This is a genomic window from Paenibacillus sp. BAC0078 (assembly GCF_054483875.1).
The window spans coordinates 371027-391639 of record NZ_JBTLRW010000004.1 but is presented as its reverse complement, the minus strand read 5'-3'; the positions used below and the strand labels follow the sequence as shown (position 1 = coordinate 391639).

Annotated in this window: 23 protein-coding genes and 1 other annotated feature; of the genes, 3 read left to right on the top strand and 20 right to left on the bottom strand. The window is 50.3% G+C overall.

Annotated elements, in window-relative coordinates; all coding sequences use genetic code 11:
- Positions 1–66: 66 nt before the first annotated feature.
- The 17 genes from spoIVA to ACX1DY_RS11100 form a co-directional block, all read right to left on the bottom strand.
- Positions 67–1545 (bottom strand): stage IV sporulation protein A, encoded by a 1479-nt coding sequence (gene spoIVA, locus ACX1DY_RS11180; protein ID WP_458964269.1) that lies wholly within the window; start codon positions 1543–1545, stop codon positions 67–69.
- 369 nt (positions 1546–1914) lie between these two features.
- Positions 1915–2670, bottom strand: a complete 756-nt coding sequence (locus ACX1DY_RS11175) for a DUF3939 domain-containing protein (RefSeq protein WP_458964268.1) — start codon at positions 2668–2670, stop codon at positions 1915–1917.
- 46 nt (positions 2671–2716) lie between these two features.
- Positions 2717–3085, bottom strand: a complete 369-nt coding sequence (locus ACX1DY_RS11170) for a 2Fe-2S iron-sulfur cluster-binding protein (RefSeq protein WP_458964267.1) — start codon at positions 3083–3085, stop codon at positions 2717–2719.
- 60 nt (positions 3086–3145) lie between these two features.
- Positions 3146–3325, bottom strand: coding sequence for a DUF2768 family protein (locus tag ACX1DY_RS11165; RefSeq protein WP_458964266.1), 180 nt, complete (start codon positions 3323–3325; stop codon positions 3146–3148).
- Positions 3326–3486: 161 nt separating this feature from the next.
- Entirely contained in the window at positions 3487–3762 is a 276-nt protein-coding gene (locus ACX1DY_RS11160) for a stage VI sporulation protein F (RefSeq protein WP_458964265.1), read from the bottom strand.
- A 66-nt stretch (positions 3763–3828) separates the two neighbouring features.
- Positions 3829–4869 carry an NAD(P)H-dependent glycerol-3-phosphate dehydrogenase gene (locus ACX1DY_RS11155; protein WP_458964264.1) on the bottom strand — a complete coding sequence of 347 codons (1041 nt, stop codon included), beginning with the start codon at positions 4867–4869 and terminating at the stop codon, positions 3829–3831.
- Complete coding sequence (gene plsY / locus ACX1DY_RS11150) at positions 4862–5479, bottom strand: glycerol-3-phosphate 1-O-acyltransferase PlsY (RefSeq protein ID WP_458964263.1); 618 nt, start codon at positions 5477–5479, stop codon at positions 4862–4864. Before plsY ends, ACX1DY_RS11155 begins: the two co-directional genes overlap by 8 nt.
- Before the next feature lie 12 nt (positions 5480–5491).
- Positions 5492–6817 carry a ribosome biogenesis GTPase Der gene (gene der / locus ACX1DY_RS11145; RefSeq protein WP_458964262.1) on the bottom strand — a complete coding sequence of 442 codons (1326 nt, stop codon included), beginning with the start codon at positions 6815–6817 and terminating at the stop codon, positions 5492–5494.
- Between the two features lie 179 nt (positions 6818–6996).
- Positions 6997–8304: a 30S ribosomal protein S1 gene (gene rpsA / locus ACX1DY_RS11140; protein WP_458964261.1), complete on the bottom strand. Its 1308-nt coding sequence runs from the start codon at positions 8302–8304 to the stop codon at positions 6997–6999.
- A gap of 168 nt (positions 8305–8472) precedes the next feature.
- A complete protein-coding gene (locus ACX1DY_RS11135; protein WP_458964260.1) occupies positions 8473–9060 on the bottom strand; it encodes a lysophospholipid acyltransferase family protein in 588 nt (195 codons plus the stop codon).
- A complete protein-coding gene (gene cmk / locus ACX1DY_RS11130; protein WP_458964259.1) occupies positions 9057–9767 on the bottom strand; it encodes a (d)CMP kinase in 711 nt (236 codons plus the stop codon). Before cmk ends, ACX1DY_RS11135 begins: the two co-directional genes overlap by 4 nt.
- Positions 9768–9921: 154 nt before the next feature.
- Positions 9922–10575 carry a flagellar brake protein gene (locus ACX1DY_RS11125; protein WP_458964258.1) on the bottom strand — a complete coding sequence of 218 codons (654 nt, stop codon included), beginning with the start codon at positions 10573–10575 and terminating at the stop codon, positions 9922–9924.
- Between the two features lie 167 nt (positions 10576–10742).
- On the bottom strand, positions 10743–12101 hold the full coding sequence (ypeB, locus tag ACX1DY_RS11120) for a germination protein YpeB (protein ID WP_458964257.1): 1359 nt from the start codon (positions 12099–12101) through the stop codon (positions 10743–10745).
- Between the two features lie 114 nt (positions 12102–12215).
- Positions 12216–12362 carry a hypothetical protein gene (locus ACX1DY_RS11115; protein WP_458964256.1) on the bottom strand — a complete coding sequence of 49 codons (147 nt, stop codon included), beginning with the start codon at positions 12360–12362 and terminating at the stop codon, positions 12216–12218.
- Positions 12363–12437: 75 nt separating this feature from the next.
- Positions 12438–13133, bottom strand: coding sequence for a glutamic-type intramembrane protease PrsW (gene prsW, locus ACX1DY_RS11110; protein WP_458964255.1), 696 nt, complete (start codon positions 13131–13133; stop codon positions 12438–12440).
- Positions 13134–13220: 87 nt separating this feature from the next.
- Positions 13221–13835, bottom strand: a complete 615-nt coding sequence (locus tag ACX1DY_RS11105) for a genetic competence negative regulator (protein ID WP_458964254.1) — start codon at positions 13833–13835, stop codon at positions 13221–13223.
- A 309-nt stretch (positions 13836–14144) separates the two neighbouring features.
- Complete coding sequence (locus tag ACX1DY_RS11100; RefSeq protein ID WP_458964253.1) at positions 14145–14516, bottom strand: hypothetical protein; 372 nt, start codon at positions 14514–14516, stop codon at positions 14145–14147.
- A gap of 94 nt (positions 14517–14610) precedes the next feature.
- On the opposite strand from ACX1DY_RS11100, the gene ACX1DY_RS11095 reads away from it, so the two are divergent.
- The gene (locus ACX1DY_RS11095; protein WP_458964252.1) at positions 14611–15510 is read left to right on the top strand and encodes a polysaccharide deacetylase family protein; all 900 of its coding nucleotides are present in this window, start codon (positions 14611–14613) and stop codon (positions 15508–15510) included.
- A gap of 93 nt (positions 15511–15603) precedes the next feature.
- On the opposite strand, the gene ACX1DY_RS11090 is transcribed toward ACX1DY_RS11095, so the two are convergent.
- From ACX1DY_RS11090 to ACX1DY_RS11080, 3 genes are read right to left on the bottom strand one after another with little or no spacing between them, the layout of a single operon-like run.
- Positions 15604–16467 (bottom strand): metallophosphoesterase, encoded by an 864-nt coding sequence (locus ACX1DY_RS11090; protein WP_458964251.1) that lies wholly within the window; start codon positions 16465–16467, stop codon positions 15604–15606.
- Positions 16461–16832: a hypothetical protein gene (locus ACX1DY_RS11085; RefSeq protein ID WP_458964250.1), complete on the bottom strand. Its 372-nt coding sequence runs from the start codon at positions 16830–16832 to the stop codon at positions 16461–16463. Before ACX1DY_RS11085 ends, ACX1DY_RS11090 begins: the two co-directional genes overlap by 7 nt.
- On the bottom strand, positions 16829–17422 hold the full coding sequence (locus tag ACX1DY_RS11080; protein WP_458964249.1) for a CPBP family intramembrane glutamic endopeptidase: 594 nt from the start codon (positions 17420–17422) through the stop codon (positions 16829–16831). Before ACX1DY_RS11080 ends, ACX1DY_RS11085 begins: the two co-directional genes overlap by 4 nt.
- Positions 17423–17487: 65 nt before the next feature.
- Between ACX1DY_RS11080 and ACX1DY_RS11075 the strand changes: the two genes are divergently transcribed.
- Together ACX1DY_RS11075 and serA are read left to right on the top strand one after the other, a co-directional pair.
- Positions 17488–18393 (top strand): hypothetical protein, encoded by a 906-nt coding sequence (locus ACX1DY_RS11075; RefSeq protein ID WP_458964248.1) that lies wholly within the window; start codon positions 17488–17490, stop codon positions 18391–18393.
- 112 nt (positions 18394–18505) lie between these two features.
- Positions 18506–18734 (top strand) — a binding site (T-box leader).
- 223 nt (positions 18735–18957) lie between these two features.
- Complete coding sequence (serA, locus tag ACX1DY_RS11070; RefSeq protein WP_458964247.1) at positions 18958–20550, top strand: phosphoglycerate dehydrogenase; 1593 nt, start codon at positions 18958–18960, stop codon at positions 20548–20550.
- The last annotated feature ends 63 nt before the right edge of the window (positions 20551–20613 follow it).

Below are 20613 nucleotides of genomic sequence, written 5' to 3'. Positions count from 1 at the left end.
CTTCATTTACGCAAAAAGAGAGCGGGATTTCTCCCGCCCTACTCTCTTTTTACCTATAGCTTTAATTTACAAAATGATAGCAATTAATCCGCCCGAGCCTTCATTGATGATTCTTCCCAGCGTTTCCTGCAGCTTATAGCGGGCATTGTCCGGCATCATGGCGATTTTGCCCTGAATACCCTCACGCACAATGGAGTGCAGGGAGCGGCCAAAAATATCGGATTCCCAGATCTTGATCGGGTCGTTCTCGAAATCCTGCATCAGATACCGCATCAGCTCCTCGCTCTGCTTCTCCGTGCCGATGATCGGCGAGAATTCCGATTCCACATCTACGCGGATCATATGAATGGATGGCGCTGTAGCCTTCAGCCGTACCCCGAACCGTGCGCCCTGGCGGATCAGCTCCGGTTCATCCAGCGCCATTTCGGCAAGCGACGGGGCAGCGATGCCGTAGCCTGTAGTTTTGACCATTTCCAGCGCTTCCGAGAAGCGGTCATATTCACGTTTGGCATGTGCGAATTCCTGCATGAGCTGCAGCAGATGATCTTTGCCGCGGATTTCAACGCCGACAACCTCCATCAGAACCTGATCATACAGCTCTTCAGGCGCATACAGATCAATCTCTGCCACACCTTGGCCCATGTTCATTCCGCTGAGTCCTGCTCTATCAATAAAATCGTATTCCGTAAACTGGGAGACCAGCCGGTCGACATCGCGCAGCCGGCGGATATCCTTCACGGTATCACGGACGGAATTCTCATAGCTGCTGCGCAGCCAGTGATTCTCACCAAGCACCATCACCCAGCTCGGCAGATTCACGTTAACCTCATGAACCGGGAATTCATACAGTACTTCGCGCAGGACGCCAGTCACGTCCTCCTCAGTCATGCTCGCTGCACTGAGCGTCATTACCGGAATATCATATTTGGCGGCAAGCTCGCTGCGGAGCTGCTGAGCCTCTTCACTGCGCGGCCGGGTGGAGTTGATCACAAGCACAAACGGCTTGCCAACCTCCTTCAGCTCAGCGATGACGCGCTCTTCAGAATCTACATACGAATAACGCGGGATTTCAGCAATGGTGCCGTCTGTAGTCACAACCACACCCAGCGTGGAATGCTCCTGAATGACTTTTCGTGTGCCAATTTCTGCCGCTTCCTGGAATGGAATCGGCTCCTCAAACCAAGGTGTAGAGATCATGCGAGGACCATTTTCATCCTCATAGCCTTTTGCCCCCTCAACAGCATAACCTACACAATCGACCAGGCGGACGTTGACCTCCAGCCCTTCAGCAACCTTGATCTGCACCGCGTTGTTCGGCACAAATTTCGGTTCCGTTGTCATGATTGTTTTGCCTGCCGCGCTTTGCGGAAGCTCATCTACCGCTCTTACCCGGTCCGCCTCGCTCGTAATGTTCGGCAAGACGATGGTTTCCATGAAACGTTTGATGAATGTTGATTTCCCCGTGCGAACCGCGCCGACGACGCCAAGATAAATGTCTCCGCCGGTACGCTCGGCAATGTCCTTGAAAATATCCACTTTTTCCAAAAGAGATCCCCTCCTCATAGTACTCCGAAGAAAAAATGCCTGAAGAGCATCGACTTCGCGTTCCGCCGGCTATCTGACCCTTGCAGGACATCCACCGGACTTGACATTGCCCGCCAGGGAGCCTAGCCTGCCTTAAGGGCGGAACCTTCTGCCCCGAAGCTAAACTCCGAATGCTCGGACATGCATTTGGACTAGTATCATCATATGTATCCAGAACGGATTTATGACCCGCTACCCGCGCAATTCTATCGAAATTTCATAAAATCTGCCACTGCGCACCGCAGAGCGTCACGACGCCCGGAAGCCTTCTCAGCTAGCATATGAGGGAGGATGTGGGGATAGAACTTTCTTTTGGAAAGAGAATGGGATTTACTGCTGAGGGGGCTGGGGGATCGGCTGACCCCCTTGCCAAAGATAGGGCAAAGATTTCACCGGCACATAATAAGAGGCCTCCTCCAAGTAATGCCGCAGGTCATCTCCTGCTTCAGGAGAGCCGCCAGTCTTGTCAATGGCAGACATAATATCAAAACTATAGTCAGCGTATACAGCGCCGTTCATGTCCATGATGAACTCCAGCGGCTGGCCGGAATAGATGCTGCTTAATGTGATGGAGCCTGTTCCTGCTTGCTTAGAATCAATAGCAAAGAGGCCCGGATACAACTCCGGCCCCTCAGGCAATCTACCTCCGTGTGCGGACTTATAGCGGTCCACCTGGCGCTGAACATCATTGACCTTCTGAACCGTAACCAGATCCATCAGTTTGACCAAGGGCGCCTTTTCTTCATGCAATACTAGAAAATTAGCACTGCCGCCCTTCTCGAAGGCAGCCGCCGGAATTTCATCCAGATAACCTTCCTGATGCAGCTTCTCCAGATTGATAACGAATTTCTCGTATCTTGGTGTAGCTTCATCCGCATTAAGTATTGGAAGCAGCCCTTCCTCCCGCTGGTAATCGTCCACGGCTGCCTGGACACGCTTCACACTTTCGCGGTAATTGCTTCCTGACTGCTTTTGTGCCTCGGAATACATGCAGCCTGAGAGGGAGCATGACAGCAGAATTAACACAGCCAGCGTAGCCGAACGCCATTTCATTTCCAGGTTCTTCACCCTCCTGATGCAGCTCATTAAGCCCGCCTCCCTCCGCTTTTTACAGTAGTTGCCGCAGTATTCGCTACCACAGCTCATCTTCTTCCCCGCGCTTTGCCGCCTCCAGCCTGCGCCGTACAGCGGCTTTAAGCGGATCTTCCGGGATATGAACGGTCACATCATTCCATACAGCAGCTTGACAGGCCAGACGAACTCCCTCTGCCAGCAAACCGCCCAGCTTACGCCGCTCGACATCCTCCGGAGGCCTTAGAGCCGCAGCGCAGCCATCTTCCACTTTTATTTTGCACATCAGACAGCCTGCCTTGCCACCGCAGCGGGTGGTCAGAGCTACACCGGCTTTGCGCGAGGCTTCCAGCAGCGAGGTTCCGTGCTTAACTACAGCCCTACGCCCGCCCGGCTGAAAGGTGACCGTCCATCCCTTTTGTGTTTTCATGATGCACCTTCCTTCCCTGGGCCTAAGTTCTGCCCTCTGCCAGATTTTCAATGTAAATGCTTACATGATTGAAGCCGCTCCGCTAAGCAGTCCGATTAACATAACGAGGAAAGCAACAACGGACAATACCGCTCTTAACAGGCCTTTCGTCTTGCTGCGTGCAAAGGTAATCAGAAACACAGACAATCCCATAATCAGAATCGCAATCAAAGACAACCACATCTTCGTCATCGGGTCCATGTCAGAGCTCCCCCTGTTCAGCCAATTGGATTGCGATCATTATAGCATGAATTTTATCCTTTTCAGCCAGAAATAGCATCATGGTAACGAAAAAAAGAGCAAACATTCACGGAATCAGGGGGACTCCGGAACCTTTGCTCTTTGCACCGCGATAACTCACACTATTTTTTCAGCATCATTTTCATTAATGACTCCATTGTGCCTGTGTTGGCGCCGCCTTTTTTGACCGCGTTGACAATTTCCTGCACAGTAGCTTCACTGACCGGTACTTTCGCCATTGATGATACCTGCTTGATTAACTGGCGGAGCTGGGCTTCATTCTGCGTTGTTCCCGGCTTGACCGTAGCGGCCAGCTTTTTGACGGCACCTTCCGTAATGTTCTTGCCCGCCTTTTTGTTGATGGCGTTCAATGCATCCTTGGAAAAATCTCTGCTCACTTTTCATCCCTCCTCCGTCAATCCCCTTACAACATATGAGAATTTCCGGAAAAAGGTGAACAGTCATCAGGAATGCCACTGCTCCCAAGTTTCCTGGGAAATGGCTTCCATCTCTGTCTTGCGGTCACGCCCCATCAAGGCTTCAACCGCTCTGCGCGGCGATCTGCCTTTGAACAGCACATGATAAATCTGATCCGTAATCGGCATCTGCACATTCAGCTTCAGCGAAATGGCGTAGGCGGCTTCCGTTGTGCGGATTCCTTCAACCACCATTCCCATGGAGTCCAGCACCTCAGCCAGCGGTTTGCCTTGACCCAGCATCGAGCCGGCTCGCCAGTTGCGGCTGTGCTTGCTGGTTGCGGTTACAACCAGGTCTCCTAGTCCGGCCAATCCTGCAAAGGTTAGCGGGTTCGCGCCAAGCTCCACACCAACGCGGGAAATCTCGGCCAAGCCCCGGGTGAGCAGCGCCGCCTTGGCATTATCGCCGAAGCCCAGACCGTCAGACAATCCGGCACCGAGGGCGATAATGTTCTTAAGCGCTCCAGCCAGCTCCACACCAACCTGATCCCGATTGGTATACACGCGGAAATCATTGTTAATGAACAGCTCCTGCGCCGCTCCCGAACGAACGTCATCCGGCGAGGCCACAACGACTGTAGTTGGACACAGCCGCACCACTTCTTCAGCATGGCTTGGCCCGGAGAGCACAACAATCTGCCCTTCCGTGCAGCCAAGCTCCTCGGCAATAACCGTTGACATCCGTTTCATCGTCTCAGTCTCGAATCCCTTGGTCGCATGAATGCAGAGCATGTCTTCCTTCCAGAACGGCTTAAGACTGCGGGCTACCTCCCGCATTGCGGAAGAAGGCGCCACAATGACAACGGCCTTGGACCCTGCAACAGCCGCTCCCATATCCGTGGTGGCAACAATATTCGCAGGCAAGGTAATTCCCGGCAGAAAATGTTCATTAGTATGCGAGGTATTAATCTCGGCCGCTTGTTCGGGCTTCCGTGTCCACAGATAAACTTCCGAGTGGTTAGCCGCCAGCACTGTAGCCAGCGCAGTTCCCCAACTGCCCGCGACCAGTACGGTTACTTTATCAGACAACGCGGTTCCCCTCCTTGACCTTTGAGCCTATTTTATTCTCCCGGCCCTCTATGATCTTCACAATGTTGCTCCGGTGCCGCCAAAAGGCAAAAATGGCAATAACAATACTGCCCCACAGCTCAGGCGGAGTAAACCCGGAAAAGATCAGGAACACCGGAGTCAGCGCCACGAACAGGAGCGAGCCCAGAGAGACATATTTCGTGATCACAATAGACACAATGGCAATGATGCCAGCAATCAGCGCAGGCCAAAAACAGAGTGTAGCCATAACGCCAATTGTGGTCGCTATACCTTTACCTCCGCGAAAGTGGAAATATAGCGGCCAGTTGTGCCCGATAATGGCAGCGATACCGCAGGCAACAGCCACCCAGGTCCCCCAGCCGCCGGCCCAGGTTCCGAGCCAGACTGCGGCAATCCCCTTCAGTACATCCAGAGCCAGCACCATAATGGCCGGCCCTTTTCCCAATACGCGCAGTGTGTTGGTAGCTCCGGCATTTCCGCTTCCATATTGGCGGATATCAACACCTTTGAGGAGCCGGACCAGGAGGACACTGAAGCTGACAGAGCCAAGCAGATAGCTTACAACGATAACCAGAAGTTCAAACGCCACTGATCTTCTCCCCTAACCTTCGTTTTCGGATTTGCGCCGTGTAAACAGTCGAATTGGTGTGCCTTCGAAATCGAACGCTGCACGGATCTTATTCTCCAAATACCGTTCATAGGAGAAGTGCATCAGCGAAGGGTCATTAACGAACACCACAATCGTAGGCGGCTTGACGGCAACCTGCGTCACATAGTTGATCCGCAGACGGCGCCCTTTATCCGTTGGCGGAGGGTTGATCGCGACTGCATCGGATACCACATCATTCACCAGATGTGTCGTAATGCGCAGCGCATGCTGCTGAGCCACATGCTGAACAACCGGCAGCAGCTTCTGCAAGCGCTGTTTCGTGAGTGCAGACAAGAACACGACCGGAGCATAGGTCATGAACAGGAAGTGGTCGCGGATCGTGTTCTCGAAGTTCTGCATCGTCTTGTCATCCTTCTCGACGGCATCCCATTTATTCACCACAAATATCGAAGCCTTGCCTGCATCATGAGCATAACCGGCAATATGCTTGTCCTGGTCGATAATGCCTTCCTCACCGTTAATCACAACAAGCACAACATCGGCTCTCTCAATCGCACGCATTGCCCGCATAACGCTGTACTTCTCTGTAGTTTCATATACCTTGCCGCGTTTGCGCATTCCCGCAGTATCAATCAATACATAACGTTGTCCATCCCGTTCAAAAGGCGTATCAATAGCATCGCGCGTAGTACCGGCGACATCGCTGACAATTACGCGTTCTTCCCCCAAAATAGCATTAACCAGGGAAGATTTGCCTACATTCGGACGGCCAATCAGAGCCACGCGAATGACGTCATCATCATATTCCTCGTCAAGCTTCTCCGGCAGGCGTTCAGTTACCGCATCCAGAAGATCGCCGATGCCCGTGCCATGACTTCCGGAAATGCCGATAGGATCACCGATTCCGAGACTGTAGAATTCGTAAATATCTTCTGCCCGTCTCATGTTGTCCACTTTATTGATCGCCAGTACGATTGGCTTGCCGGAGCGGAAAAGAATTTGCGCTACCTCTTCATCTGCATTCGTCAGTCCGCTCTTCGCTTCACACATAAAAACGATGACATCCGCTTCCTCAATCGCCAGTTCCGCCTGAACGCGGATTGACTTCAGAATCGCATCTTCACCGTCAATTTCAATCCCTCCGGTATCAATCACACTGAAGGATTTGCCGTTCCAATCGGAAACGCCATAGATCCGGTCCCGTGTAATCCCCGGTTTATCTTCTACAATGGCCAGTCTATCTCCGATCAGCCTGTTAAATATCGTCGATTTACCGACGTTAGGCCTCCCAACAATGGCCACAACGGGTCTTGCCATATTCATTCCTCCTGTCCTTCTTACGTTTCTCATCATAGCAAAAAACCATGAAATTGGCTAACACCCTTAAAGGATGGCCGCTCTGTAACAATCAACTCTCCGTAAAAGACAATCGGCGAACCCCCGTATCGAGGGTTCGCCGATTACTTTACCCATTAATGAGTGTAAATACAAAGGGATTAGTTATTACCCTTGAATTTGTCCAGCTTGTCGCCGAAACGTTCAGCAAGGGTGAAGCTGAGTCCTTCATTGCTGAGCGACACATTAGGATTGTTCAGCACTTCTTTTGGAGCTTTGTCTCTGTTGTTGGTGCGTTCCGGTCTAGCCACAGGAGCCGGAGCTTCTTCGGTTTCCTTGATGCTCAAGCTAACGCGCTTCTCGGACGGATTGAAGTCCAGAACCTTAACCTGTACCTCTTGGCCTTCCTTAAGCACTTCATGCGGAGTGCCAATGTGCTTGTGGGAGATTTGCGAGATATGCACAAGGCCTTCCACGCCTGGAAGCAGTTCAACGAAGGCGCCGAAGTTCACAAGACGTTTAACTTCGCCTGTAACTATGTCACCGATGTTGATTTTGCCGGCTGCAGAGTCCCAAGGACCTGGAGCGGCGGCTTTGATGCTGAGGCTGATTTTTCCTTTTTCAGGGTCAACCTTAAGTACTTTTACGCGAACCTTATCGCCTTCAGATACTACATCGGAAGGTTTATCAACGTGAGTCCAAGCGATTTCAGATACGTGAACCAGACCGTCAACGCCGCCAACATCCACAAATGCGCCGAATTGAGTCAGACGTTGCACAGTACCTTCGATGATTTGTCCTTCGGACAGCTCAGACATAATTTTCTGCTTGTTGGCTTCAAATTCTTCTTCCAGCACTTCTTTGGCAGAAAGAATAACCTTGCTGTTCTCGCGGTCGAGTTCTTTCACTTTCACACGCAATGTGCGGCCTTTGTAGTCGCTGAAATCTTCAACGAAATGACGTTCAACCATGGAAGCTGGAATAAATCCGCGCGCGCCAACATCAGCCACGAGGCCGCCTTTGACAACGTCAGCCACAGTAACTTCAATCACTTCTTGGGAAGCAAAGTATTTTTCAAGATCTTCCCATGATTTTTCGCTGTCGATTGCACGTTTGGAAAGCACCAGGCTTTCCTTGTTGTCGTTGATGCTGACAACCTTGCATTCCACTTCTTGTCCAACTTCAACCGCTGCTGCAGCGTTGTCCAGTTGAACGGAAGACAATTCGCGAATCGGAATCACGCCGTCGTATTTATATCCAATGCTTACATAAGCTTGGTTATCTTCGATTTTGACGATTGTTCCTTTCACGGTATCGCCTTTTTTCAGAGAAATGATTTCCAAACCTTCTTGGCTAGTCACTTCCTCTTCGCTACTGGCAACTGCTTCTGCTGCGGTTTCCACAGCTTCCACGGCTTCATTGTTGTCAACATTTGCCGCAGCTTCCTGATTTCTAGTTTCTTCAGACATGTGATTACCCTCCTCGATTCAAAACCCCATTTATTTAAACCCGCGTAGAGCAGAGTTCAAAACAAGCATTGCTTAATGATATCACTTGCACTTTCAGGTTAGTATGTTCCAAAAAATAGCGATTATGCCATTATATAATCAGCGGAACATCCGCCTGTCTGCCATTGCTTAGTTCGCAGTAGGCTTCCCGGTCTTCATCATCTCATGAATACGTCCCATAATAACATCGGTGACTTCATCAAGAGAGTCGCTCCCCGCGCCGTCAAACGAGCTGAGATCTATGGGAGCCCCATAAATAACGGTCATCCGGCGAAAAGGCTTGTAAGACCCGACAATAGCGGCCGGAACAACTGCTGCGCCGCTGCGAAGCGCAAAACTTGCTGCGCCCTTCTTGGCCACACCGGAATCTGAGTTACGCGTTCCTTCCGGAAAGATGCCCATAACATGTCCGCCGCGAAGCGTATTAAGGGCCGTTTTGATGGATTCCTTGCTTACGCCGCCACGTTTGACAGGAAAAGCGCCCAGCTTGTTAATGAGCCAGCCCAGTACAGGAACATTGAACAGTTCCGCCTTGGCCATATACTTGACCTGGCGTTTCAGTTTGATTCCGATGGTCATCGGATCAAGCAGACTGATGTGGTTGGCGCACAGCAGCACTCCGCCCTCCTTCGGCACATTCTCTTTCCCTATGATCTTAAGCGGAAACAAAACGGCATAAATCAAGCGAAGCAATCCAACGCAAATGGCATAAATCATAAATGATTTCTCTCCCCGTAAACATGAGATCTGCAGTGGGAGACAATAGCTTCCACGGCTTGCTGGATATCCATATGCGTCGTATCCAGAAGAATGGCATCCTCGGCACGGCGCAGCGGTGAAATCTCCCGTCCTTCATCGAGACGGTCCCGCGCGGCAATATCACGTTCAAGCTGCTGGAGCGTCACTGTTTCCGCATCTTTCAGTTCCTTGTAACGGCGAAGAGCCCGCTCTTCCACGCTTGCCGTCATGAATATCTTCACTTCGGCATCCGGCAGCACGGTCGTACCGATATCGCGGCCATCCATCACCACTCCCTTGCGGAGCGCCATTTGACGCTGCAAATGACTCAGTCTGGATCTTACGCCTTCTATCTTCGAATACTGCGACACTTGGCCGCTGACCTGTAGACTGCGGATATGTGGAGTGACGTCCTCCCCATTAATCAGCACCTTCTGCACATCCTGCTCCGGAATAAGCTCAATCACCATATCGCGGACCCTTTGATCCACCTGTTCATGATCTTCAGCCGGTATGCCTTCACGGATCATATACCAGGTAATTGCCCGGTACATTGCACCCGTATCAACATAAATGTAAGACAGCTTCTGGGCTACCAATCGGGCTACAGTGCTCTTGCCTGCCCCGGCAGGTCCGTCGATGGCGACGTTAATTCTGTCGTAAGTATGTGTCCCCTGCCTATCCAACGGGGCATTCCTCCTCAAAACACCTAGACTTGCTGATATTATCAAGAAAAAAGCAGGCATTGCCTGCGACTTATAAAATTATACCACAGTTTAGAACTCAGTGCAAAAGCGCACAGAGTTTTTTATACAGAAAAAAGTGTCTCTTTATGCCTTTTCAGCGGTTGCGGAAATCAAACTGGCGCTCGAAGCAGTAACGGATTATTTTTTGCCGCTCGGTATCGGAAATTTCTGCGAACTTCAGCATTACAAGACTGCGGCCGTTCTCAAGCTTCTTAATCCGCACAATCTCACCTTCGAAGTTCGCATGCTCGGTGCTGCCGTTGCGGTAATTGATGAGCACCCAGCAAGACAGCCTATCCCCCATCTTCATGCTCGTCTTGGCATCGCTTAGGAACGATGTGCCGCCCCCGCCAATATCCTCTGTGTGCACCAAAAAGCGGCCTCCCAGAGAATCCTTTACTGCCAGCTCAAGCTCGGCATTCACACGCAAAAAGCTGCGGCGCTGAATTTTGAAAATTGCGTCCTTCTCCGGTTTGCGGACCCGGACCATACGGATAACATCTTCCTTAAAGCCGATCACATGCGTATTGAAATAATTTTTGATTCCGCCTTCTGTAAGAAAATACACGGAGAGTTCATCTCCGATAAACAGCTTTTTCAGCCGCCCGCTGCTTTCCTGCATGGGGATTTCAATAAGAAAAGCGTCATCCTCAGTCTCTGCAATTCTCGATCTATATTCTACTTCGGCTTCAGCGGCATCGCTTGAAGCAACTTGTATGTATAGATATTCGTTGATTTTGGGATACAAACATGTCACCGCCACTTGATTAGTAATATATGCTAGAGCTAATTATAGCATGGAGGCCCAGCACCCGGTGAGAAAATATTATTCTGTGCAGGCAAGCATACAACAAAAAAAGGGTATCCCTATGGAACACCCTCCTTTTCCAGCTATATCTTGAAGCTCGGCCGTATTTATTTATTCTGGGCCCTTGAAGACGTTCTGACTTGTTCGACAGCTTCTTCGTTTCCGTCTGCAGCATTCAAATATATCCGGTATTGCGCGCCGTTGATTCTGCCTCCGAACTCATAGGTCAGCATTTCCTCGGCATTGTCATTTTTGATCCAGGCCAGCCGGTTATACAGCTCCTTGAATTCAGGATTGAGTTTTTTTCTGGCAGCGGCCAGAGACAACACCGGCTTCGGAATCTGCCGCTTCTCCTGACGCTCGCGGACATAGTCACTGGCCTGGAAGCCGGTTGGATCACCGGTATCCAGCCCGACACGCACCGTCATTTTCTCCGGATAGATCAGCACGCCGTTCTTGCTCGTTACAAAGGTCAAATTACCCAGATTGTCATATCTGTCAGCGCTGACCGCCGTCATGCCGGGATATCCCTTCTTCTTCAAGAATTCCCCCGCCTTCACAACAGCCTGCTTCATCGTGACCTTAGCCGGCCCGACTTCACGGTTGTCATTATAGGAGATCAGCAGTCCGCCCTCCACCGTAAAATCCATACTGATCTGATGCTTATGGTTCTGGCTGGTTACAGTGGCGGTATAAGAAGCCCATTCGGTCCCCTTGCCGTTCTCCCTGATTTCCACACTTGCATTTCCGCCGAGATCGGCGAACTTGATCGCTTTACGCTTCACATCTTCCACAGTGACAGGCTTGCCGCCCAGCTTTTTCACAGACCGCTTGTCATAAATACTGGCTACGGAAGGGCCGTAATCCAGCTCGGGATAGGCTGCAACCCGTTTATCCACTGTTTTGAAGCCGTCGATAATGGTGTTGTCCTCTGCTTTCTCCTCAGTCGCGAGCGCCGACTCTACATCCATCCAGCGCAGCCGGTTGCTGATGACCTTGTGCTGAACCTCCTGCAGATCCTTGGAAATTTCACCGGAGTTTTTGTAAAGTGCCTTCAAATTGCCCATTTCGTTTGCGGTCAAAGGTTTTTTGGTGAAATCGCGCACCGCCGCTTTGTAGGAAAAGTTAGAAATTTTGGAGAGGAACTCCTCGGTCTTGCTGAATGGCAGCAGGGTAAGCGGGAGCTGGTTAATTTCATTCTGTGCTTCGCTCGTCAGCCGCCACACGTTAACCAGTCCTTTCCGGTGCATCCCACTGGAACCGGAATGCACCGCCAGGGTATTTCCAAGCTCTCCATGAAGCCGCTCCACGTGATAAGAGAGGTCATGAAAAGCCCGCTGATACTGGTTCTCCGCCTTAATCAGAATTGAATTTTTCTCCTGGTTCTCCTGATACCCCCAGAGCAGCGCTCCGACAAGCAGCAGAGCAGTGAGCGGGAACATTATGGCACTTAATCTTCTGTACATAGGGCCGCAAGACTCCTTTCGGTAGCTTATTGCCGTTAGTTTGACAATAACTGAGAAGTCTTATGCACCGGACCGGCCAGCAAAATAAAAAAGAACGTTTCAGAAGCAGCCGCTTCATGCCCGTTCTTCAATCTCAAAGCCGCTGCTGCTGTTGCACAGACATTGCTTAAAGCCTGTTTGAATGACTCCCTGCTCCTTGTTTCCTCTCAAAATGTAGCTTTCACCGCACTGCTTGCAGATAATCCGTACTTTTACACGCAAAAAAAAGACACCTCGCTCTTTTCTGGAATTCCTTGCTACGGAACTGCCCTTCAAGAATAAGTGTGTCCATCTCTGTTATAGCTTAACCTCTTCTTCACGCTTCAGGAAGCGGAACGGGGAACGGCTGTTGGCCAGCTTCACCTTTCCCATGCCTCCATACCATAATAAAGCCATCAAAGGCACAATAAACCAGATCCAGTAATTGGCCATAGTCGTAAGAATGAAGTCATAGATCCCATGCCACAGCCACGGCAGCAGAAGGGAAATAAGCAGAATCCCCCTTGTCTTGACGCCGCCCGAAAACTTGGCCCTGCCCATGTGATATCCCATAATTACACCAAACATCGCATGTCCCGATACCGGAAGAAGCGCCCTAACGAACATAGTGCCTATTGAAGCATGGCTGTACCAGGCATACATTACATTTTCTATTGTTGCGAAGCCGAGCGAAATTGCCACGGCGTATAGTATCCCATCATAAGGCTCGTCAAATTCGGTATGATTGTAAATCATATGGTACAGCACAAACCACTTCAGACATTCTTCCACACCAGAGGAGATGAGGAATGAATCCACATAAGGTCCGCCGTTCAAGCCAAGCGCAAGACCCCTTTGGATAATCATTACAGGAAAAACTATCAGCAGGCCAAGCAAAAATACCTTAATGACCATATGAAGCGGTTCCTGATCGTACTTGTCCTTCAGATAGAAAAAAGTCAGCAGCGCAAGTCCCGGTGCCACTGCTGACGTAATTACCGATAACAAAAGCACCGAATACCCTCCCCGCCTTAACTTTTTAGTATGGAAAAAACGAGGATAGGCGCAAGGAATTCACACTTCCAGGGCCTATCCCTGCCGTCATTGCTGGCGTTTGAAATGAGTGCATATCAGTTCAATTGCATTCTCCGGCATTACTGTCTTGCCGTATTCCGACAGAACAGCTTCAGTGACCGGAGATGAATCTCCGAACTCGGAGAGCACCCCAACTAGGCCGGACAAAACGGATTCTTCAAATTCCTTCGGATCGAAGTAGAGATACCATATATCATTATAAGAATACAGCTTTCCTTGAGAAGTAATATTGCCGATGAGCACATGTGCCGCTTCAACCAGAGCTTCAAAATCGCGGAATGCATATACAATGGAGTCGCTTTGTTCAAGAGTAACTTCCATTTCATAAATCTCTTCAGGCAATTCTTCTTCCCCGGATGCACCGTACTGATGGTGATCATATTTTCCCCGAGTCACTATAACGACCATACCTTGTGCTGGCAAAGCGAATACTTCCACGGCAAGCGGACCGGTAGCATCGAACCCAAGTTCACTGTACGCCTGGTCCATCATTTCCGTAAACAAGTCATGCACCTTGGGAACTTCCTGCCACATGTCTTCCTTCTGGATGCCTCGCTCGCTCAGGTCGTCAAAAGTGAGGAAAATCCGTATCTTATCTTGACTTAATCGCTCTATTCTCATGACAGGATCCTCCTTTTGCAAGCTCATTTATTATAATGTATGATGAGTCCCGAGTAATGAGCCAAAAATGGTTACTATGTATGTATGTTATCATTTTGCCACGGCAAATGCACGTAAATAAAAAATAATTCTTGACTGATTTGTTGCTGCAAGTAGAAACGGCTACACCGTCCATAAAAGGACGGTATCAGTTTCAGCGAGAAATATAAGGATAAAGTATATCGTGAAACTTATACTTTCTTATATTTTTGAAAAAGAATCATTTTACGGACACACATCCGCAAAATGATTCTTCTTAGCATATAGCGGTTACAGCCCCGGTATAACGGTATGGGTATCCTTGAGAATCTGCTCGACCTCTTGCTTCACATCAGGATTGCTGCGGATGAAATCCTTCAGCATTTTGAGATTGGACTCCTTGGATTTAACCGGAGACTCCTCCTTGTGCTCGTCATGGCCATGCGAGGCATGAGCGCTGTGATCATGCTCCGCTCCTGTTGCCGTGCTCCCAAATCCGGTCTTGGCCATGCCTATAATTTTGTCCTTCGCTTTTTCCCCGGCCCCGCACATCGAATCATTCGACCGGAGCAGTGAGGACATCATGGCACTTCGTTTTTTGGACATCATCATGCCGGCAGCCGCACCCAGCAGCATTCCGCATAAAAATGACGAAGTATTCATAACTCTAACCTCCTTGTATGGTAAAATCATGCTTAGTGTTCGCGGAAAGATTCCGGCTCATGCAGTCAAACAACAAGAAAGCGAGATGAAAAAAGTGGGTAAAGCTACATCAGCGCTGCTGCTCGCCGCACTGCTGCTGACAGCCTGCAGCAACAGCGGCGATAGCAAAAATGCAGGAGCTGCCGGCACAGAACAGCCTGCAGGGGCTGCTACGCAAACGGCAACAGCAGCCCCTGCGGTACAGGAAAGCGCAAGTCCCGAGGCCAGCGCTTCACCTGATGCGTCACCTTCCAGCACTCCCGGTACAGACGGGAAGGCAGCCGGAAACAACGCCGCCTCTGCAGAAGTTCCGCTCCTGTACCATATGAACAAAAATTATGACGTTGTCCCGAATGAAGCCAGTACCGACAAAAAAGTCATCCTGCTTACCTTCGACGACGGTCCAAAGGATGCGGACATGATCAATCCGCTGATGGATACGCTGGATAAGCATCACGCGAAGGCCATCTTCTTCGTGAACGGCTACAGGGTGAAGGAGCATCCCGAGCTGCTTAAGCTCATTCATTCCCGCGGCGGAATTATCGGCAATCACAGTTGGGATCATATTGTGCTTAAAGGCAAGTCCTACACCGAAGTGAAGAAGCAGATCGAAGACGTACAGAATATCGTAAAAGAAGTTACCGGCGAAACCCCGCAGTTTTTCCGTCCGCCGCATGGCGCTGGCGGTGATGTCGGCAAAAAGGTTGCCGCCGAGAACAACCTGCTCTATATGACCTGGTCCGTAGGCTCGCTCGACTGGCAAATGAAGGAGAAGGAAAGCGGCAAAACAGCAAAGCTGATTAAGAATGTTACCGACCAGCTTCACTCCGGAAGCAACATCCTGATGCATGAGCTGCCTTGGACTGTAGATGCGCTCGATACACTGCTTACTACGCTGGAAGGCAAAGGCTACAGCTTTGTCGATCCGCGCAGCATCGAGTTGAAAGCTCGTTAAGCGGCGAATAAGCGCCCGCTGATTCGAAGGCGCAGCAAAAAAAGGTATCCCTGCAACATGAGGGATACCTTTTTTGTCTGTTCACTAAGCCGCTTATCTCCGGGCTTCCGGCATGTCCTGCTGCTTCCCTCCACTGCGAAGGGTCAGCACATGCATTTCAGCGGGACTGCCCCAGCGCAGTGGAAGATGTGCGGTGCCGAAGCCGCGGCTGATGAGCAGCCCGACTTCCGATTTTGAGCCGTCTTTTCTTGGAAGCACATAATGCCCCGCGTTGTATTCGCGGTAGAAGGGGTCCACATGCCTGTGGCCGATAAAGGGCAGCACAACCTGCCCGCCGTGAGTGTGCCCGGCCAGGACAAGATCAGCGGGAAGCTCAGTTTGCTGCGTCAGCCAGAGCGGATCATGAACAAGAATGATCCGGAACAATTGAGCTTCCGAGGTGGACGGTGACGGTAAAGGCGCGTAAGCCCTCTTCCCGCCCTTTGAGGGAAAGTCTACACCCGTCAGCAGCATTTCAGCTCCCTCATGTTCAATGATGATGTTCTCATCTATCAGCAGCCGTACCCCGCTGCCACGGAGGACATCATCAACAAGTGCTGCATTCGCCCGGTAATCATGATTGCCATGCACCGCGTAAGCCGGGGCAAGCGATGCTGCCAGCTTCATATTATCGCTTAGCCGGCTGATGGAGCCGCCCTTATCCGTCATGTCGCCGCCCAGGAGCACAATTTCCACTTTCCCCTTCATCGGCTCAAGCAGCCTTTTAGGAAGCCGCCGGCGGTGGATATCCGAGATAAACAGAATACGGAAGCCGTCAAATCCCTGCGGAAGAGACTCCAGGAATATTTCCTCGGCAATAATATGATTTCTGAAAGCAGCCGTCAGCATGAGCATTCCAACCGTAATAGGCAGCAGAACACAAACCGTTAGAATGCCAAGCAGCCAGACGGTCACCATATTGTCCTAAGCGGCGGCGCTCCTTCAAGTCCCCACCACAGAAGGGATCCGAGCAGCAGCACAAAAATAACGATCAGTGAATTGATGAACATCTTGCTTAAGCGGAGACGCTCTGATGGGTAGGTCTCAGAACGGGAAGGTGTTGCTATTTCCTCATCGGTCCGGGTCACTTCCCGCTTGACCATTTTTTTCGCTTTTGCCGAAGAATAGCGGCTAGTTCTGGACAGGGTGCCGGATATCGCAGCAGGCGCTTCATCTGATGTGTGCGTGGAAGACTGTGATTTTTCCAGACCTTTGACCTCAAACTGCTCTTCGCCCTTATACTTTTTCTTCCGGGATTTTACCCGGCTCAATTCCTCGCTCATGATGCCCTCCGGTAGCGGATCATTAGACCTGAGAACAGGTCAATGAAAAAGTGGCAGACAATCGGTGCCCACAGGCTTCCAGAATGAATGTAAATATAACCAAGACCGTAGCTGCTGAGAAATACCCAGCCTGTGGGAATCCAGTGGCGTAAATAGCGGACATGAATAACGGCGAACAGGATGCTTGTCCAATAAGGACCCAGCGAATACTGGATCGCTCCGCGGAACAAAAGCTCCTCGCAAATCGCCACAATAGCTGAAATGACAATAATATGCCACAAAGGCCTGTTGCCGAACAGCAGATTGTTAATGCCTCCATCATCCATGCTTTCCTCTGGAACAATATAGGTTAGCAGGAAATCGACAATGAGCATGATTCCCGCCAGTCCGAGGCCCCAGTACACAAATTGTACGTTTTCCGGAAAAATTAATATGTGAATAGGATTTCTTTTCTGTAATAATATCCATATCAAACCGATAATTAAAGTAAGGCCCTGTGTTATATACAAATTCAGTAAAAGCAGCCTGTCGGTTAACTGCTGAGGGTCGGCTTTTTTTATCTTGATTTCGCCAAATTTGAATTTTTTCATCGTAACCTGCCTGTTCTATATTGTTTTTACATAAGATAATTTCCCTAGACGAAGGAGCATTAATTATGAACAGCCGTACCTCCCGCACTCAAATGTTATACACCCTAGGATTTCTATGTTTTCTGATATCTGCATTCGCCGCTTTTTTTACGGGAGTGAAGGTTGGGGCAGACAAGACAGAAGCCAAATACGCTCACCTGAAGCAAGAAGGGGCCGCACAGGAATTCTCCGGATCTTACCAACAGCAGGATCTTGTTACGTTCTATCATAACGTATTTTTGCCTTATCGGGAATTCAAGCGCAGCTGGAACAGCCAAGTGGATAATCTCTCCCGCAGCACAGGCACTCGTGAGAATGCAGCCATTCTGAAAAATCTCAGCATTCTGGCGGACAAGCAGTATGAAAAGGTTACCCAGGATTCCATCTTCACCAATTCGCCGCTGCTGCATGAAGCCCAGCTCAATATCCTAAAAAGTCTGACCCTGTTCTCCCAGGCCTCCAGCAAGGTGTCTGCGGGCGCATCCGGCGCTGAGACGGCCAAGCTGCTGGACAAAGACAATTTCACGGGAAATGCAGTCAAATTCGGACTTCTGGCGCAGAAAAATTTCTATGACTCCATGCTGAAATGGGGAGCCAAGGCCAACAATAAAATTCCGAATGAAGCCGGAGAGCTGAAAACCCTCACCTTCGTCCAATGGAAAAAGATGCCGCTGCTGCTCAAAAACGCTTCAATTGCGGGCATGATGCTCAACCGCAGCATCTACGCCGGCTACGATCCGCAGGATATTACTGCCAAGATCGACGATATGATCTATTCCGGCACGGCCAGCTCGCTGAAGCTGAAGGATGTTCAATCTTCGGTAACCCTGCTGATTTCTACCGGAGCGGTGCAGGAACAGGATTTCATCAAATGGCGTGAGCAATATTACGGCAAGGAAACGATGCCCCAGCTCCCGTTTTTTTATGAATAGAACCAGCTATTGCATCATAACCAAAAAAGAACCGCACTTCAACTGAGCCCGCTCGGAATAAGCCTATTGACACATCTGGCATCACCATGTTACATTATGAAAAATTAATCAAGCAAAACCAATGATGGAACAAGGATTCTGCAAGTCTTCAGAGAGCCGGTGGGTGGTGCAAACCGGTGGCGGACAGAACTCTTTAGCGCTCCTGAGATATTGTGTTGAACCTTATAGTAGGCACAATCGGATCATCTCCGTTACCAGTGTGGCCTTTGCAGGCCAATGAGGCTGCTTCTTCATAAGTTGCAGTGAATTAGGGTGGTACCACGACAACTCTCGTCCCTTACTACGGCAGTAGTATGGGGTTGAGAGTTTTTTTGTTAGCCATTTTCAGGACTAATTCTCTTGATTCAGCGTACTTCTGCAGCATTTTTCTTTTGCGCGACAGCGCGTTACTTCGTTATTTCGACATGTTTTTTCCCGTCACAATGCTTCTGGTACTGTGGACTGCCTCTTCGGGGCATCCTTGGGCATATACAAGCTTTCCACATTTAAGGAGGACAAGAAACCATGTTTAAAGTATTAGTATCGGATCCGATCAGCGATTTGGGCATTCAGCAGCTAATGGACGCAAGCGATGTGACTGTAGACAAGAAAACTGGACTGAGTGAAGATGAGCTTATTGCCATTATCGGCGAATATGATGCCCTCCTCGTCCGCAGCCAGACAACCGTAACAGAGAAGATTATTGCAGCAGGCAGCAAGCTGAAGGTTATTGGACGTGCCGGAGTAGGGGTTGACAATATCAAGCTGGAGGCAGCTACACAGCACGGTGTTGTGGTCATTAACGCTCCTGACGGAAATACGATTACAACCTGTGAGCATGCTTTTGCAATGATGATGGCGCTCGCCCGTCACATTCCACAAGCCTATGCCAAAACCATCTCCGGTGTGTGGGATAGAAAAACGTTCCTCGGCGTAGAACTGCGCGGCAAAACATTGGGTGTCCTCGGTATGGGCCGGATCGGCAGCGAAGTGGCTAAACGGGCCAAAGCCTTTGGCATGGACATTCTCGCCTATGACCCGTTCCTTACTGCCGACCGTGCCGAGAAGCTGGAAGTGAAGCTGGCTTCCGTAGACGACATTGTACGCGGCGCGGATTTCATCACTGTGCATACTCCGCTGACCCCGGAAACACGCAACATGATTTCCCGCCCGCAGTTTGAAGTTATGAAAAAAGGCATGCGCATCATCAACTGTGCCCGCGGCGGTGTCATTGATGAAGCGGCGCTGGTTGAAGCCATCGACAGCGGCATTGTTGCCGGAGCGGCTTTTGACGTATTCGAAAAGGAGCCGCCGCAAGCGGATCACCCGTTCCTCTCCAATCCCAAAATCATCGTCACTCCACATTTGGGCGCCTCCACGATTGAAGCTCAGGAGAATGTGGCCATCGACGTATCGGAGCAGGTTCTGCACATTCTACGGAACGAACCGTTCATCAATGCCGTTAACATCCCTCCGGTTGCTCCAAGTGTGATGAACAAGCTTCAGCCGTACTTCACACTCGGCGAGAAGCTCGGCAGCTTCGTAACCCAGCTTACAGATGGCGCTATCCGCGAAATCCATGTAGAGTATGCAGGCGATCTGTCGGATGTGGACACCCAGCCGCTGACCCGCTATGTTGTAAAAGGCGTGCTCACACGCCACTTCGGCAGTGATGTGAACATCGTCAATTCGATGCATCTGGCCAAAACCCGTGACGTGAATGTTGTCGTGACAAAGGCTTCCAAGACCAAGGGCTTCACCAACCTGATTACTGTCACTACAAAAACAGATCACGAACAGGAATTCCTGGTTGCAGGCACATTGCTGCAAGGCTACGGGGAACGGATCGTACAAGTCAACAAGTTCCCGGTCGATATTGCTCCAGAAGGCCATCAAATCTTGATTTCGCATAACGACAAGCCGGGGATCATCGGGCATGTCGGCACCCTGCTCGGCCAAAACGACGTCAACATCGCTTCCATGCAGGTGGGACGCAAAATTGTCGGCGGTGCAGCCATTATGCTTTTGACCGTTGATAAGGCAGTTCCTAAAGAAGTGCTTGTCAAGCTGGCCGGATTGCCTGAAATCAACACAGCCGAAGAAATTATTCTGCTCTAAGTCTAAAAAAATCGCTCTTGGAATGGCGGCGCAAGCCAGTCATTTCCAAAGAGCGATTTTTTG